Source organism: Pandoraea sp. B-6, assembly GCF_000282835.1.
Taxonomy (GTDB): domain Bacteria; phylum Pseudomonadota; class Gammaproteobacteria; order Burkholderiales; family Burkholderiaceae; genus Pandoraea; species Pandoraea cepalis.
Genome location: NZ_KB290541.1, coordinates 10,046 through 25,518, shown reverse-complemented (window position 1 = coordinate 25,518; position 15,473 = coordinate 10,046). Strand labels below are relative to the sequence as shown.

General features: G+C 64.2%; 13 protein-coding genes. 6 read left to right on the top strand and 7 right to left on the bottom strand.

The window, feature by feature from the left end; genetic code table 11:
* Positions 1-93: 93 nt before the first annotated feature.
* The 3 genes from A985_RS28680 (at position 94) to A985_RS0117645 (ending at position 2,094) form a co-directional block, all read left to right on the top strand.
* A complete protein-coding gene (locus tag A985_RS28680; RefSeq protein WP_026132098.1) occupies positions 94-672 on the top strand; it encodes a peptidylprolyl isomerase in 579 nt (192 codons plus the stop codon).
* A 44-nt stretch (positions 673-716) separates the two neighbouring features.
* Positions 717-1,211 carry a peptidylprolyl isomerase gene (locus A985_RS0117650; RefSeq protein ID WP_017234700.1) on the top strand — a complete coding sequence of 165 codons (495 nt, stop codon included), beginning with the start codon at positions 717-719 and terminating at the stop codon, positions 1,209-1,211.
* A 64-nt stretch (positions 1,212-1,275) separates the two neighbouring features.
* Positions 1,276-2,094, top strand: coding sequence for a UDP-2,3-diacylglucosamine diphosphatase (locus A985_RS0117645; RefSeq protein WP_017234699.1), 819 nt, complete (start codon positions 1,276-1,278; stop codon positions 2,092-2,094).
* A gap of 83 nt (positions 2,095-2,177) precedes the next feature.
* On the opposite strand, the gene cysE is transcribed toward A985_RS0117645, so the two are convergent.
* A complete protein-coding gene (cysE, locus tag A985_RS0117640; protein ID WP_017234698.1) occupies positions 2,178-2,957 on the bottom strand; it encodes a serine O-acetyltransferase in 780 nt (259 codons plus the stop codon).
* 147 nt (positions 2,958-3,104) lie between these two features.
* A complete protein-coding gene (locus tag A985_RS0117635) occupies positions 3,105-3,923 on the bottom strand; it encodes an RNA methyltransferase (RefSeq protein ID WP_051060230.1) in 819 nt (272 codons plus the stop codon).
* A gap of 432 nt (positions 3,924-4,355) precedes the next feature.
* On the opposite strand from A985_RS0117635, the gene A985_RS0117630 reads away from it, so the two are divergent.
* On the top strand, positions 4,356-5,222 hold the full coding sequence (locus A985_RS0117630; RefSeq protein WP_017234696.1) for an inositol monophosphatase family protein: 867 nt from the start codon (positions 4,356-4,358) through the stop codon (positions 5,220-5,222).
* 131 nt (positions 5,223-5,353) lie between these two features.
* Here A985_RS0117630 and gltX read toward each other — a convergent pair whose 3' ends face one another.
* Positions 5,354-6,748 carry a glutamate--tRNA ligase gene (gene gltX, locus A985_RS0117625; RefSeq protein ID WP_026132097.1) on the bottom strand — a complete coding sequence of 465 codons (1,395 nt, stop codon included), beginning with the start codon at positions 6,746-6,748 and terminating at the stop codon, positions 5,354-5,356.
* Positions 6,749-6,968: 220 nt separating this feature from the next.
* Between gltX and A985_RS0117620 the strand changes: the two genes are divergently transcribed.
* Complete coding sequence (locus A985_RS0117620) at positions 6,969-7,745, top strand: AraC family transcriptional regulator (protein ID WP_017234694.1); 777 nt, start codon at positions 6,969-6,971, stop codon at positions 7,743-7,745.
* Positions 7,746-7,973: 228 nt separating this feature from the next.
* On the top strand, positions 7,974-9,638 hold the full coding sequence (locus tag A985_RS0117615; RefSeq protein ID WP_017234693.1) for a phosphoethanolamine transferase: 1,665 nt from the start codon (positions 7,974-7,976) through the stop codon (positions 9,636-9,638).
* 66 nt (positions 9,639-9,704) lie between these two features.
* On the opposite strand, the gene A985_RS0117610 is transcribed toward A985_RS0117615, so the two are convergent.
* From A985_RS0117610 to purF, 4 genes are all read right to left on the bottom strand, one after another.
* On the bottom strand, positions 9,705-11,138 hold the full coding sequence (locus A985_RS0117610; RefSeq protein WP_026132096.1) for an NAD-dependent succinate-semialdehyde dehydrogenase: 1,434 nt from the start codon (positions 11,136-11,138) through the stop codon (positions 9,705-9,707).
* A gap of 236 nt (positions 11,139-11,374) precedes the next feature.
* On the bottom strand, positions 11,375-12,445 hold the full coding sequence (gene hisC / locus A985_RS0117605) for a histidinol-phosphate transaminase (protein ID WP_017234691.1): 1,071 nt from the start codon (positions 12,443-12,445) through the stop codon (positions 11,375-11,377).
* A gap of 14 nt (positions 12,446-12,459) precedes the next feature.
* Positions 12,460-13,647 (bottom strand): O-succinylhomoserine sulfhydrylase, encoded by a 1,188-nt coding sequence (locus A985_RS0117600; RefSeq protein ID WP_017234690.1) that lies wholly within the window; start codon positions 13,645-13,647, stop codon positions 12,460-12,462.
* Between the two features lie 225 nt (positions 13,648-13,872).
* Positions 13,873-15,393, bottom strand: a complete 1,521-nt coding sequence (gene purF / locus A985_RS0117595; RefSeq protein ID WP_017234689.1) for an amidophosphoribosyltransferase — start codon at positions 15,391-15,393, stop codon at positions 13,873-13,875.
* Positions 15,394-15,473: the final 80 nt, after the last annotated feature.

Sequence of the window (15,473 nt, the reverse complement as noted above, 5' to 3'; positions counted from 1 at the left end):
CGTCGGCAAGTCGGGCAACTAAACCCCGCCCCCGTCGTCCCAAGAATCGATCCCTCATTGCCTACGGAGACATGCATGAATTTTCCGAATCGCCTGCGTCGCGCGCTGCTCGGCGGCGCACTCGCTGCGGCCGCCCTGTCGGGGACGAGCCTGAGTGCGTTCGCGCAGGACGTCCAGCCGCAAGTGCTGTTCAAAACGTCGGCCGGCAACTTCGTCGTCGAACTCAACCCGAAGGCCGCCCCGAAAACGGTCGAGAACTTCCTTCAGTACGTCAACAGCGGTTTCTATAACGGCACGATCTTCCATCGCGTGATTGGCAACTTCATGATCCAGGGCGGCGGTTTCACGCCGGAGATGAATGAAAAGCCCACTCGCGCGCCGATCCCCATCGAATCGCAGAACGGCCTGAAGAACGTGACCGGCGCCATCGCGATGGCCCGGACGTCGAACCCGAACTCCGCGACCGCGCAATTCTTCATCAATGTGAAGGATAATGCGTCACTGGACTACCCCAACCCGGACGGCTACGGCTACGCGGTCTTCGGCAAGGTGGTATCCGGCATGGATACCGTCGAGAAAATCAAGGGCGTTGCCACGACCCGCAAGGGCATGTACCAAGACGTGCCGGCCACGCCCGTCGTGATCGAATCGGCCAGCGTCGTCAAGCGCTGACATTCTCCGGCCCAACGGGACCATTTCATCTGAAGGAAAGCATCATGGTTGAACTGCACACGAATCACGGCGTCATTCGCATCGAACTCGACGCCGACAAGGCGCCGAAGTCGGTCGAGAATTTCCTGAACTACGTCAAGAACGGCTTCTATGACAACACGGTGTTCCACCGCGTGATCAATGGCTTCATGATCCAGGGCGGCGGCTTCGAGCCGGGCATGAAGCAAAAGCCCACCGAGGCGCCGATCGAGAACGAAGCCAACAACGGCCTGAAGAATGTCAAGTACACGCTGGCCATGGCCCGCACGAACGATCCGCATTCGGCCACGGCGCAGTTCTTCATCAACGTCAGCGATAACGACTTTCTGAACCACAGCGCACCGACGCCGCAAGGCTGGGGCTACGCCGTGTTCGGCAAGGTCGTCGAAGGCCAGGACATCGTCGATCAGATCAAGGGCGTGAAGACCGGCTCGAAGGGCTTCCACCAGGACGTGCCGGTGGACGACGTCGTCATCGAGAAGGCCGTGATCGTCGCGTAAGCGCGTCCACCGCCAACGCAGCCTCTCGATGCCAGCATCGACTGCGCGGTGCTCGCCATGCCCTGTGACACCACGGGGCGACGGGCCCGCGCTTTTCATTTCCGATCTTCACCTCTCGCCGGCGCTGCCGCGCACGGTGCAAGTCTTCGAGGACTTCCTGCGCGGCCCCGCGCGTGAAGCGTCCGTCCTGTTCATTCTCGGCGACCTGTTCGAATACTGGATCGGCGACGACATGCTCGACGTCGCCACGCTGACCGACACCCGCACCGAAGCCTCCACGCGCCCCCCCGAACCCCTCGGCGCGTTCGCACGTCGCATGACGGCCGCCATGGCGGAACTGTCCGCGAGCGGCGTGCCGATTGCCGTGATGCGCGGCAATCGGGACTTCCTCCTCGGCAAGCGCTTCGCACGCGCGGCCGGTGCGATCCTGCTCGACGATCCGTGCGTGTTCTCGTTTCTCGGGCAGGCGCTGGTACTCAGTCACGGCGATCAGTTGTGCACCGACGACGTGGGCTATCAGCGCTTTCGACGCGTCGCCCATTCGCCGCTCGGCAAGGCGCTCTTCCTGACGCTGCCGCTGCGCTTGCGCATGGCCATCGCGAATCGCATCCGGCGGCGCAGTGCCGCCAAGGGTGCGCATCGCATGGCCTACGCCGATGCCAACGCGCAAGCCATCGCCGCCCTGCTCGACGCCGCCGGTGAGCGCACGCTTGTGCATGGGCATACGCATCGTCCGGCACGCCATGCCGACGGCCGCCGCGTGCGCTGGGTGTTGCCCGACTGGGAGTTCGATGTGGCGACGCCGCGTGGCGGCTATCTGCAATGGGACAGCCACGGCTTACGGGCGATCGATCTTGCGGACTCCGCCCCCGGCAACCGCTAAGGCGTTGCCCCCCAAAGCAAGGCGGCCCGTGCGGATGACGGGCCGTTTTCGCAAGCACAAGCGCGACCTCGCGCCATGGCGCGTTACATGTCCTGGATTTCCTTGCCCAGCTTGCGCAGCTCCGCGGTATCGATCTTGCTCGCGCCCAACGCTTCGAGATGCGCGCCAAGCTGGTTGAGCGCCGCCACCATCACATCGATCTTGTGCGCCTGATCGGTCGCGTTCTCGATCAGTCCGTGAATGGCAAGCGAGACGGGATCGTCGGCGTTCGGCGTAATGCCATAAGCGGAGAATTCCGGCTTGCGCTCGTGGTCGTTCGGCTTGGCTTGCGTGTCCTCGCGAGGCGCGTCGGGGCGAATGATGCGCGCGGGATTGCCCACCGCCGTGCCGCCGGCGGGCACCGCCTTCACCACCACCGCGTTCGAGCCGATCTTCGCGCCCTCGCCCACGGTGAAACCGCCGAGCACTTTGGCGCCCGCGCCCACGATCACGCCGGGTGCCAGCGTCGGGTGGCGCTTCGCGCCGCGCGCAAGCGACGTGCCGCCGAGAGTGACGCCCTGGTAAATCGTGCAGTCATCGCCAATGACGGCCGTCTCGCCGATCACCACACCCATGCCGTGATCGATGAAGACGCGGCGGCCAAGCGTCGCCCCCGGGTGGATTTCGATGCCGGTGAGGAAGCGCGCATATTGCGACACGTAGCGGCCAAGCCATTTGAAGCCGGAGGTCCAGCATCCGTGGGCAACGCGATGCAGCATCACGGCATGCAGGCCCGGGTAGCACGTGAAAACTTCCCAGTTGCTGCGGGCAGCCGGGTCTTTCTGTCGAATGGCGGCGATATCTTCGCGAAGACGGGTGAACATGAGTCTGAATTCGATCCTGTGGTGGGTGTCCGGCCGTTCTGGCGCGGATCATCGCGGCGTTACCGGGGCCCGCGCCCTTCGTGAAGGTCGCGCACGGCGGGCACACTGGGTACGGTGGGTGCAAAAAGCGCGGCGAGCGGTGGCGGGTCACCGCCGGTGCTTGCGCTCCAGAATGTGCTTCGCGATGCCGCGCAGGATGTTCACCTCCTCACGCTCCAGATGGCTCTTTGCGAAAAGTCTGCGCAGGCGCGTCATGAGCTTCTTCGGATTCTCGGGGTCGAGAAAATCGAGTTCGACGAGCGCACGCTCCAGATGCACAAGCATGCCTTCGACGTCATCGCGTGTCGCCAGCGACGCATGCGCGGTGGCATCGAGTTCCGAGGGCAACACGGCCACCGTCGCGGCATGCGGTCCTTCGCCGCGCTCGCGCGCCAGACAGCCCATGCGCACTTCGTAAGCGATGAGTTGCACCGCCTGCGAGAGATTGAGCGAGCTGTACACCGGGTTGGCGGGGATATGGACAAGCGCATTGCAGCGCTCGACATCGTCATTCGACAAACCCGTGCGCTCACTACCGAACACGAACGCCACCGCCTCGCCCTGCCCCGCGTGCTGCACTGCGATTGCGGCGCTCTCGCGCGGCTCGGCATTGGGCGGCCCGTATTCACGCGAACGCGCCGACAAGGCGACGGCCCAGCTCACGCCCTGCAAGGCCGAATCGAGATCGGGCACGACCCACGCATTTGCCAGCACGTCGTCGGCGCCGCTCGCGAGCGCCACGGCTTCCGGATCGCGCAGCACGTCGGCCCCCGCGCGCGGTGCGGCCAGGACCAACCGGCCAAACCCCATCGTCTTGATTGCACGGGCGGCCGACCCGACGTTGCCGGGATGGCTCGTCTCGTTGAGCACGAAACGCACTTGATCGAACAACGACGACGCGGGATGGGCAACAGCAGACTGTGACATGAGGCAGTGATGAGGAGTGGAAACAGAGGCATGCGAAAACACGACGCGCCGTCACCGGGATCGGAACCGGTCCACGCTTGTCGTTCGGCTCGGCCGGCCGTTCAACGGCAAACGTTGCTATTTTGCCCTGAATCGCGAACGCTGCGGGCGGTCATGATGGCCCCGATCGCCGGACCTCGCCGGTACTGCCATGAAACCGCCGAACCCCGAAAAAGGGTCAGAAGCGGGCGCGAAACCCGAAGACGTCTCAGCGCAAGCGCCGCGTTTTTGCTAAAATGCGCGTTTTCGTCCTTGCAAACGAGCCGCCACCCGGTGCGCGGCGCTTGCGGGGCATCGCTCTTGCTCAATTTGTTCGCTTTGTCTGCCATGCCTGACGGCCGGCCCAGAGGGGGTCGCGCGTACCGACGGCAATGGCCTTAACAGGAATCTGTCATGCAGCATCCCATGCTCAATATCGCGGTGAAGGCCGCGCGCCGCGCCGGCAACATCATCAGCCGCGCCTCTCTCGACATCGACACTGTCAAGGTCACCAAAAAGCAGCACAACGACTTCGTGACGGAAGTGGACAAAGCGGCTGAGCAAGCGATCATCGAAACCCTTCTGCAAGCCTATCCGGACCACGCCATCCTCGCCGAAGAATCGGGTGAGGAACATGGCAAGTCGGGTTCCGAATACCAGTGGATCATCGATCCGCTCGACGGCACCACCAACTTCATTCACGGCCTGCAATACTACTGCACGTCGGTCGCGCTCGCCCACAAGGGTATCGTCTCGCAAGCCGTGATCTACGATCCGACCCGCAACGAACTGTTTACCGCATCGCGTGGCCGTGGCGCCTTTCTCGACGGCAAGCGCATTCGCGTGTCGCGCCGCGATCGTCTGGCCGATGGCCTGATCGGCACCGGCTTCCCGTTCCGCGACCTGCAAGGCGTTGAGAACTATCTGAAGATGTTCGGCACGATGACCGAGCATTGCGCGGGCATCCGCCGTCCGGGCGCGGCGGCACTCGATCTGGCCAACGTCGCGGCCGGCCGCATGGACGGCTTCTTCGAGCAGGGACTGAACGCGTGGGACATGGCGGCCGGCAGCCTGCTGATTACCGAAGCCGGCGGTCTGGTCGGCAACTACACCGGCGAATCGGACTTCCTGTTCGAAGGCGAAGTCCTCGCGGGCAACCCGAAGATCTACGCGCAGATGGTCAAGCTGCTCGAAGGCTATTCGCGCGCCAAGCGTCCGGTGTCGCCGGCCAGGGCCAGCGCCGCCAGCGCGGTTGCCTCGGAAGGCAACCTGCCGTCGTAAGGCGTGCGCAGGGGCGCTGGATGTGATGGCGCCCCCCTCGCAAAAAACCCCGGCGATGCTCGCGCATCCCGGGGTTTTGTGTTTCCGGCGCCGCCGCTGGCGGCCCGGAAAGCGCTCGCACGCTGTGCTCCTCAGGCGCCCAGACGCGCCAGCACCGTATCGCGGCCAAGCAGTTCGAGCACCGCGTCGATGGCCGGCGTGTGCGTCGTGCCAACCACGAGCAGACGCACCGGCATCGCGAGCTGCGGCATCTTCATGCCATGCTGGGCGAGCGTGGCCTTGAATGCCGGCGAGATGGCCGCCTTCGTCCACTCGGGCAACGCCGCCAGCGCCGCGCCAAGATCCTTCACGGCCGCGCGCGCGGTATCCGTCATGTGCTGGGCCAGATCGTCGTCCGAAGGTGCCGGCTTGCGATAAAACATTTCGGCGCTCGCCGCGATGTCCTTGATCGTGTTCGCCCGGTCCTTGAACAGCCCGACCACACCTGCGAGCGACGGACCGCCTTCGATCGACACGCCCGCCTTCTGCAGGAACGGCTCGGTCAGCCCGGCCAGGCGCTCGTTATCCGCCTGCTTGAGGTACTGGTTGTTCATCCACAGCAGCTTTTCGGGATTGTGCTGTGCGGGCGACTTGCCCAGATGATCGAGGTCGAACCACGTCACGAACTGCTCGCGCGAGAACACTTCGGCATCGCCGTGCGCCCAGCCCAGCCGTGCCAGATAGTTCACCACCGCCTCGGGCAGGAACCCTTCCTCGCGATACTGGACCACGCTCATGGCGCCGTTGCGCTTGGACATCTTTTCGCCCTGGTCGTTAAGCACCGTGGGCAGATGGGCGTAGATCGGCGGCTGCTTGCCGAGTGCTTCGAAGATGTTGATCTGACGCGGCGTGTTGTTCACATGGTCGTCGCCACGAATCACGTGCGTAATGTCCATGTCGATGTCATCGACAACCACACAGAAGTTGTAGGTCGGCGTGCCGTCCGGACGCGCGATCACAAGGTCGTCGAGCTCGTCGTTCGAGATTTCGATGCGGCCCTTGACGGCGTCTTCCCACACCACGCTGCCGGCGAGCGGGTTCTTGAAGCGCAACACCGGCTGCACACCGGCCGGCGGCTCGGGCAGCACCTTGCCCGGCTCCGGACGCCAGCGACCGTCGTAACGTGGCTTCTCACCGCGCTCGCGCTGCTGCTCGCGCAGCTCGTCGAGGGCTTCCATGCTCATGTAGCACGGATAGACGTGACCGGCGGCCTTCAGTTGCTCGAGCACTTCGCGATAGCGGTCCATGCGCTGCATCTGGTAGAACGGACCTTCGTCGTAATCGAGGCCGAGCCATTCCATGCCTTCGAGAATGACCTGCACGGCTTCCGGGGTCGAACGCTCGAGATCGGTGTCTTCAATGCGCAACACGAACGCGCCGTGATTGTGACGCGCGAAGGCCCACGGATAAAGAGCGGAACGGATGTTGCCCAGATGGATGAAACCGGTCGGGCTAGGCGCAAAGCGGGTGCGGACAGTGGTCATGATTTGGCGTGGGTGCATCGCGTCGGCGACAAACAAAAACGCCCGCGGCGGAGGGTCTCGCGCAGGCGGGTCGCCAACATTCGGAAGCTGGCATTATATCAGCCACGTGCGCGCACTCACCGAGAACGTGAGGTCGCCCCCCCTTGTGCGCCTTACTTCGTCGATCGGTGATAACGTCGGATACTTCGCCATTCGATCACGGTCGTATTCTTCTTCTCCTGCCATGTCCATCCCGATCCTCGCGCTCCGCGAATACTGCCCGACCGATCGCACCGACACGCATGACTTTCATCAGGTCGTGATCGGACTGTCCGGGCGCATGTCGATGTCGCTGGACGGCAATGCAACGCAATACGGGCGTGTGGGCACGCGCAACGGCGTGGTGATTCCAGCCGGCGTGCGGCATGAGTACCGGGGCGACGGCCCCAACCGACAAGTCGTGCTGGATGTGCCGTCGCGTCTGGCGACGGCGACAGGCTCGCAGCGCGCGTTTGCGCACGAGGCTTTTTTCACGCTCGACGCGAACCTGCTGGCAATGGCCCGGCGCGTGAGCGCGCGCATGGACGGCGAGTGTCCCCTGAGCGCGAACGACCCTGTCGTGCGTGCTTGGCTGGGCGCCCTCACGGCGCGGCTGGCGTCGTCCCGCCCCGCACAGCGCCCCGTTCGGCTGGACCTGGCGTGCATCGACGCCCGACTGCGCACTGCGCTGGCAACGCCACCAGGTACGGGAACGCTGGCACGGGAAGCCGGCATGAGCGTGCGTCATTTTCACGATGCCTTTGTCGCGATCACCGGCGAGACGCCTCACCAGCATCTGATGCGCCTGCGGCTCGCACGTGCGGCCACATTGCTGAGCACCGGCGACGCAACGCTCGCCGACATCGCCCTGGAGGTCGGCTTCAACGACCAAAGCGCCCTGTCCCACGCGTTTCGCCAGCACTACGGCCAGCCCCCCGCCGCGTGGCGGCGCCAGCGCCTCGCCCGCGGCGCTTCAGGCTAAGTCGATCGCTCGGCTGCAGGCACATTGGTCGGAATGCGCCGAATAACGAATAGAATTCGCCTAAAAATATTCGCATTCACGACACCAATCTCCCAATTTCTGGTCGAATTGCGGCGCTGACCGGTGCCAGGCGCCCCGCCGCATGCCAACCGGGACTGGCCCGGCGCCGGTCAAGCGGCCATCGACAGGCACGCAACGACGTGCGCGACGCATTGGGAGACACGCACCTTGAAACCACTTCTCTACCGCCTGCTCATCGGACTGGCCGGCCTGGCCCTGTTCTGGGCGTTCGGCATGCTCAGCGCCAAAGAGTACGGCAAGAGCGCGGCGCTCATGGCATCCGCCCTACCCGGGCTCACGGGCTTGTGCCTGATGCTGCGCACGCGCCCGGCATGGCTGAGCGCGACGACGCTGGGCATCGTTGCCGTCTTCTTTCTCGACGCAGCCACCAAAGGGTTTCTGCGCGACTACTTCGGTCTGCGCCCGAACCATCTGCTGGTCCTGCAAGCGGTGTTCAACACGAACCCTTCGGAAGCCAGCGAGTTCTTCCGCCACCACTGGCGCGATCTCGCCGAGGCAAGCGGGGTCTTCGCAGTGCTAATGTCGGTGGTGGTCATGCTCGAGCGCCGCCTGTCGCGGGCGGAGGCCGCGAACGCTCCGCCGCCAATGCGGCGCCGCAGCCAAATCGCCGTGACCAGCCTGCTCCTGGGCTTTTTCGCGCTGCATCTGAATCCGACGATGGCCAAGGAAAACCCGCTGCTCTACTGGCCGATCCGCTATCTCGACTACCAGCGACAACTCGCGCATGCCGACACGCTTCAACGCGAACTCGACCGCAACATGGCCCAGCGCAACGACTGGCGCGTGCAGTATCGGGGGCCCGCGCGCAAGACCGTTGTGTGGGTGATCGGCGAGAGCCTGAACCGCAACAACATGTCGCTCTACGGCTATGCGCGCAACACCACGCCGATGCTCGACGCATTGCGGCGCGAACTCACCGTCTTCCGTGACGTGGTGTCGTCCGAGCCCGCGACCATGGCCTCCCTCATCAAGATGCTCACTCCCGCAAGCCTCGCCGATCCCGACGCCTGGACGCATCAGCCCGATCTCGTCATGCTCGCCAAGGAAGCGGGATATCGCACCTACTGGATCTCGAATCAGGCGCCCAACGACGGCTGGCTGGGACTCGTCGCCAATCGCGCCGACGAGCGGGTCTTCATCAACAAGGGCTTGGGGCGCGGCGAGAACAATTACGACGGCAACCTGTTGCCGGAGGTCGAAGCCGCACTCGCGAGCGACGCCCCCCGCAAGCTTATCGTCGTGCATCTGCTCGGCGCGCATCCGACCTACGATATGCGTTACCCGGAGGCCTTTGCACGCTTCGACAACACGGACGATGCCGTCGTGCGCCAACTCGCGACGCAAGGTCGGTCGCTCTGGGTGCGTCGCTTGCGCAACGAATATGACAACGCCATCGCCTACAACGATTACGTGGTCGCCAGTCTGATCCGCAAGACTATGGCGGCCACGGCGACGTCCGACGCCAGCCTGCTGTTCAGCTCAGACCACGCCCAGGAGGTTGGTCACACCCGCAATCACACCGGACAGTCTGTCGCCGATGCCTCCGGCTACGAGATCCCGATGCTCGTCTGGACGCGAGGCAGGATCGATGCGAAGCGGCGCGCAACGCTGGAATCCCGGCCCTATCAAACCGATCAGCTCGACCACACCATGCTCGGCCTGCTCGACATCGACACGACTTACTACAATGCGTCGCACGACGTGATGAGCGACGCGTTTGCCCCGGCAGCGCGCAGCATCAACGCACGCCCGTATCGAGCATCCATGGATATGGCGTCGGCCGACGGGGCAACAAAAAAGCCGATGCGATAGCTCGCATCGGCTTGCGACCCGACCGTTATCTGCTGACTTGTCGCAGATAACCCGGGCCAGCCCGCGTCAGGCCTCCAGCCGCGACACGAACTTCGGCTGCAGGTACGCTTCGAGCGCTTCCGGGCCGCCTTCCGAACCGTAGCCGCTGTCCTTCACACCGCCGAACGGCACTTCCGGCAGGGCCAGCCCCGAATGGTTGATCGTCAGCATACCGGTCTCGACGCGCGCCGACAGGCGATGCGCCGTGCCCTGCGACGTCGTGTACGCATATGCTGCCAGGCCGTACGGCAGACGGTTCGCCTCGGCAATGGCTTCCTCTTCCGTATCGAACGGATTGACGATCGCGACGGGGCCGAACGGCTCTTCGTGCATGATCTTCGCGCTCAACGGCACGTTGCACAGCACCGTCGGGGCGTAGAAGTGACCGCCTTCAGCCGCACGCTTACCGCCGGTTTTGAGCTGAGCGCCTTGGGCCACCGCATCGTCGACGATCGCGCTGATCGCCTCGAAACGCTTGCCATTGACCAGCGGCCCCATCGTCGTTTCCGGATCCAGCCCGTTACCCACGCGCACCGCTTCGGCGGCCTTCACGAAGGCGTCGACGAACTGATCGTACACGCCGCGCTGCACGAGGAAACGAGTCGGTGCGATACACACCTGACCGGCGTTGCGGAACTTGCCGGCAGCAAGATTGCGCACGGCGGCAGCGATATCGGCATCGTTGAAAATCAGCACCGGCGCATGCCCGCCGAGTTCCATCGTCACACGCTTCATGTGCAGACCGGCCATCGCCGCCAGTTGCTTGCCCACCGGCGTGGAACCCGTGAACGACACTTTGCGGATCGTCGGATGCGGGATCAAATACGACGAAATTTCGGCAGGCACGCCATACACCAGGTTCAGAACACCGTCGGGCAGTCCGGCGTCGGCGAAGGCGCGAATCAGCCCGGCCGGCGAGGCGGGCGTTTCTTCCGGTGCCTTGACGATCACCGAGCAACCGGCGGCCAGCGCAGCCGAGACCTTGCGCACCACCTGATTGACCGGGAAGTTCCACGGCGTGAATGCCGCCACCGGACCGACCGGCGTCGGGATCACCATCTGGTAGACATTCGGCACACGGGCCGGCACCAGACGGCCGTAGGCGCGCTTGCCCTCTTCCGCGAAGAATTCGATGATGTCGGCCGCCGAGAGCAGTTCGCCCTTGGCTTCGCCGATCGGCTTGCCCTGCTCCATCGTCATCTGACGTGCGATGTCGCCGACGCGCTCGCGCAGCAGACCGGCGGCCTTGCGCATGAGCTTGGCGCGCTCGAACGGTGCGATTTCGCGCCACTTGGCAAAGCCCGCTTCCGCCGCCGCGAGGGCGGCGTCGAGATCCGGCTGGGTCGCTCGCGCGACAGTTCCGATGGTTTCGCCAGTGGCCGGGTTTTCGATCGGCAGCGTGAGACCTTCCGCGCCTCCCTTCCACTGCCCGTTAATGAAAAGCTCTACGTTGTGCGACATGCTGAAGTCTCCGGTTGGCAACACGCCCAACAGCATAACGCAGGCGGCGGATTCCTGTTGCCCTGCCAGCGCGCTCAGGCCGGTGCGTTTCCCGGCGCCCCCGGAGACATCTCATCACATGAAACAAAAGGGCCGACAGTGCTGGCAACGTTCCACGTTGCCGCACTGCCGGCCCTCAGGGGGAATGATCGTCCCCCCGCGTCGTCTTGCGCGACGTCGAGACGTCCCAAGCCTCGTCAGCCCGCCAGAATTTCCTTCAACGCGTCCGTGAACGCAACGCACTCCGCTTCCGTGCCGACCGTGATGCGAAGGAACTGCGCCACGCGCGCCTGCTTGAAGTGGCGCACGATGATCGAGCGCTCCCGCAGCGCCGACGCCAGTTGGGCTGCGTCGTGCAACGGGTGACGCGCGAACACGAAGTTCGCCGTCGACGGCAGCACCTCGAAACCCAGCGCCGACAAGCGCGTCACGAGGGCCTCACGGCTTGCGATTACCGCCCGACGCGTTGCGTCGAAATATGCCTCGTCTTCAAGGGCGGCCACGCCGGCTGCCTGCGCGAGACGGTCGAGCGGGTACGAGTTGAAGCTGTTCTTGACGCGCTCGAGCGCTTCGATCAGATCCGGATGCCCGATGGCGAAGCCCAGACGCAGCCCCGCCAGCGAGCGCGACTTCGAGAGGGTCTGAACCACGAGCAGGTTCGGATACTTCGCGATCAATTTCGCTGCGCTCTCGCCGCCGAAGTCAATGTAGGCCTCGTCGATGATGACCACCGAATCCGGATTTCCCGCCAGCAAACGCTCGATCTCGCCACCGGCCAGCAGGCGACCTGTCGGCGCGTTCGGATTCGGGAAGATGATGCCGCCGTTGGGCTTGAGGTAGTCGTCGACGCGAATCTCGAACGTGTCCGTCAGCGGCACGTTCTCGAACGCCACGCCGTACAGCCCGCAGTACACCGGGTAGAAGCTGTAGGTGATGTCCGGAAACAGAATCGGCTTGTCGTGCTTCAACAATCCCTGAAACACGTTCGCCAGCACTTCGTCGGACCCATTGCCCACATGCACGTTGGCCACTTCCAGGCCGAACCGTGTGGCGATGGCCTGCTTGAAGCGGCGGGCGTCGGGGTCCGGGTACCGCTTGAGCGCGTCCGCATCGCCGCCGAGCGCCTCGCGAATCGCGGCGAGCACGCGCGGCGACGGACCGTACGGGTTCTCATTGGTATTGAGTTTGATGAGACGCTGCATCTGCGGCTGCTCACCGGGCACATAGGGCGTCAGATCGGCAACGCCCGCGCTCCAGAATCGACTCATGACGGCCACTCCGCTCAGCTCACGAAACCGCGAGCCAAATCGGCCCGAATGTCGGCCGGCGACTCCAGACCGACCGCCAGGCGGATCAGGCCTTCGGTGATGCCCGCCGCGGCGCGCGCTTGCTGCGTGATGCGACCGTGCGTCGTGCTCGCGGGATGCGTAATCGTCGTTCGCGTATCGCCGAGGTTGCCGGTGATCGAGCACACCCGCGTGTTGTCGATCACGCGCCAAGCGTTCTCACGCTGCTCGGCCGGGGTTGCCCCCTTGAGTTCGAACGCGACGATCGCGCCGCCTGCCTTCTGCTGGCGCTGCGCGAGTTCGTATTGCGGGTGTGACGGCAGTCCCGGGTAATACACACGGGCGACCTGCGGCTGCTGCTCCAGCCACTGCGCGATCGCCAGCGCGTTCTCCGATTGCTTCTCGACACGCAGCGACAGCGTCTCCAAGCCCTTGAGCAACACCCAGGCGTTGAACGCGGACAGCGTCGGACCGGCGCTGCGCACGTACGTAAACACCTTGCCCATGATGAATTCCTTCGTGCCGACAATCGCCCCGCCCAGCACGCGGCCCTGACCGTCGAGGAACTTTGTCGCGGAATGCACGACGACGTCTGCGCCGTACTCGATGGGCCGTTGCAACGCCGGCGTACAGAAGCAATTGTCGACGACGAACAAGGCACCCGCTTCCTTCGCAATCTGGCCGATGGCGGTAATGTCGGCAATATCGGTGAGCGGGTTGGACGGCGTCTCGAGGAAGAACATCTTCGTGTTCGGACGGATCGCGGCACGCCAGGCGTCGAGATCGGTCGGGTCGACGAACGTCGTCTCGACACCGAAGCGATTGAAGATCGTGGAGAAGACGTTGAGCGTGGAGCCGAAAATGCTTTGCGAACTGACGAGGTGGTCGCCGCCCGAGAGCGCCGACATCACGACCGAGACGATGGCACTCATGCCCGACGCGGTCGCCATGCACGCCTCACCGCCTTCGAGCGCGGCCAGACGGTCCTGAAACATCGACACGGTCGGATTGGTAAAGCGCGAGTAGGTGAAGCCCTCCTCCGAATGCGCGAAGCGTTCGGCGGCCTCGGCCGCGCTCTTGAATACAAAGCTCGAGGTCAGGTAAAGCGCCTCGGAATGCTCACCAAATTCGGAGCGCTGCGTGCCAGCGCGCACCGCCAGGGTATCGAAGTCGAAGGAGTCCATCGTGTGTCTCGTCATTAGGTTGGCCCGCCCGCCGGCCGAAAAAAGAAAAGCCCGTTTCGCTGTTCAGCAAAACGGGCTCGAAATCCATCTGTCTAGGCCTCGCTTTAGCTGTTTCGGGGAAGTTCCCCCACGTCCGCAAGCTGAATTCAAATCGACGTGAAAACGAGTGTAGCACGTTGCCGACGGGGAGGGAAAATCCCCGCCGCCCGCTGCGCCAGGGTCGGCTCAGAGGCCGAGCTGCGCCCCGCGCGGCTCGTTGTCGTCGCCGTCACCGGACTCCACCACCGGGGCCTTCGGCGCCTTGCGCTGCTGCTCCAGACGCGTCAGATACTCCGGCGTGACGTCACCGGTGATGTAGTTGCCGTCGAAGCACGAGGCGTCGAAGTCGGCCAGCGCCGGGTTGATGTCACGCACGGCCGCCTTCATGTCTTCGACGTCCTGATAGATCAGGGCGTCGGCGCCGATGATGCGCGCCACTTCCTGATCGCTGCGGTCATGTGCCACCAGCTCGCTACGCGTGGGCATGTCGATGCCGTACACGTTCGGGAACTTCACGGGCGGCGCGGCCGACGCGAAGATCACCTTGCGCGCGCCGGCGTCACGTGCCATCTGCACGATTTCCTGACTGGTCGTGCCGCGCACGATCGAATCGTCGACGATCAGCACGTTCTTGTCCTTGAACTCGACCCGCATGGCGTTGAGCTTCTGGCGCACCGACTTCTTGCGCATCGCCTGACCGGGCATGATGAAGGTACGGCCGACGTAGCGGTTCTTGAAGAAGCCTTCGCGATAATTCAGGCCCAGTCGCTTGGCGACCTGCATCGCGGCCGGACGACTGGAGTCCGGAATCGGCATGACGACGTCGATGTCCTGATAGTCGATCTCGCGCCGGATCTTCTCGGCGAGGTAGTCGCCCATGCGCAGGCGCGCATCGTAGACCGGCACGCCGTCGAGCACGGAATCCGGACGCGCCAGATACACGAGTTCGAAAATGCACGGATGCAACGAGGCGGCGACGGCGCACAACTGCGACGTCAGCTCACCGTCGTTGCTGATGAAGACCGCCTCGCCCGGCTTGACGTCGCGATCGAACACGAAGCCCATGCCCTCAAGCGCCACGGACTCCGACGCCACCATCCACTCCGTGCCGTTCGGGCCATCGAAGCGTCCGATGCAAAGGGGCCGAATGCCGTGCGGGTCGCGGAAGGCGAGCAGACCGAAACCGGAGATGATGGACACGATGGCGTACGAGCCGCGCAAACGACCATGCACCTTGCCCACCGCCTCGAACAGCGACCCGACGCTCAGGCCGCTGCGCGAGCTTTCCTGCAGCTCGTGCGCGAGCACGTTGAGCAGCACTTCGGAATCGGACGTGGTGTTGATGTGGCGGCGGTCGACACGGAACATCTCGTCCTTGAGCTGTTCCCAGTTCGTCAGGTTGCCGTTGTGGGCAAGCACGATGCCGTAGGGTGCATTCACGTAGAACGGCTGGGCTTGTGCGGCGCTCGACGAGCCGGCCGTCGGGTAGCGCACCTGGCCAATACCGACGTTGCCCGGCAAGTCGCGCATGTTGCGCGTGCGGAACACGTCGCGCACCATGCCGTTGCCCTTGTGCATGTAGAAGGACTGGCCATCCGTCGTCGCGATACCGGCGGCATCCTGGCCGCGGTGCTGCAGCAGCAGCAAACTATCGTAGATGAACTGGTTGACCGGGGATTTGGAAACTACACCGACGATGCCACACATGGCATGAATCCTTCAAAAAACATCGAAATCTGCAACTAACGGACCGTATTATCCGTCATTCGGAAACCTTGTGCAGGCCG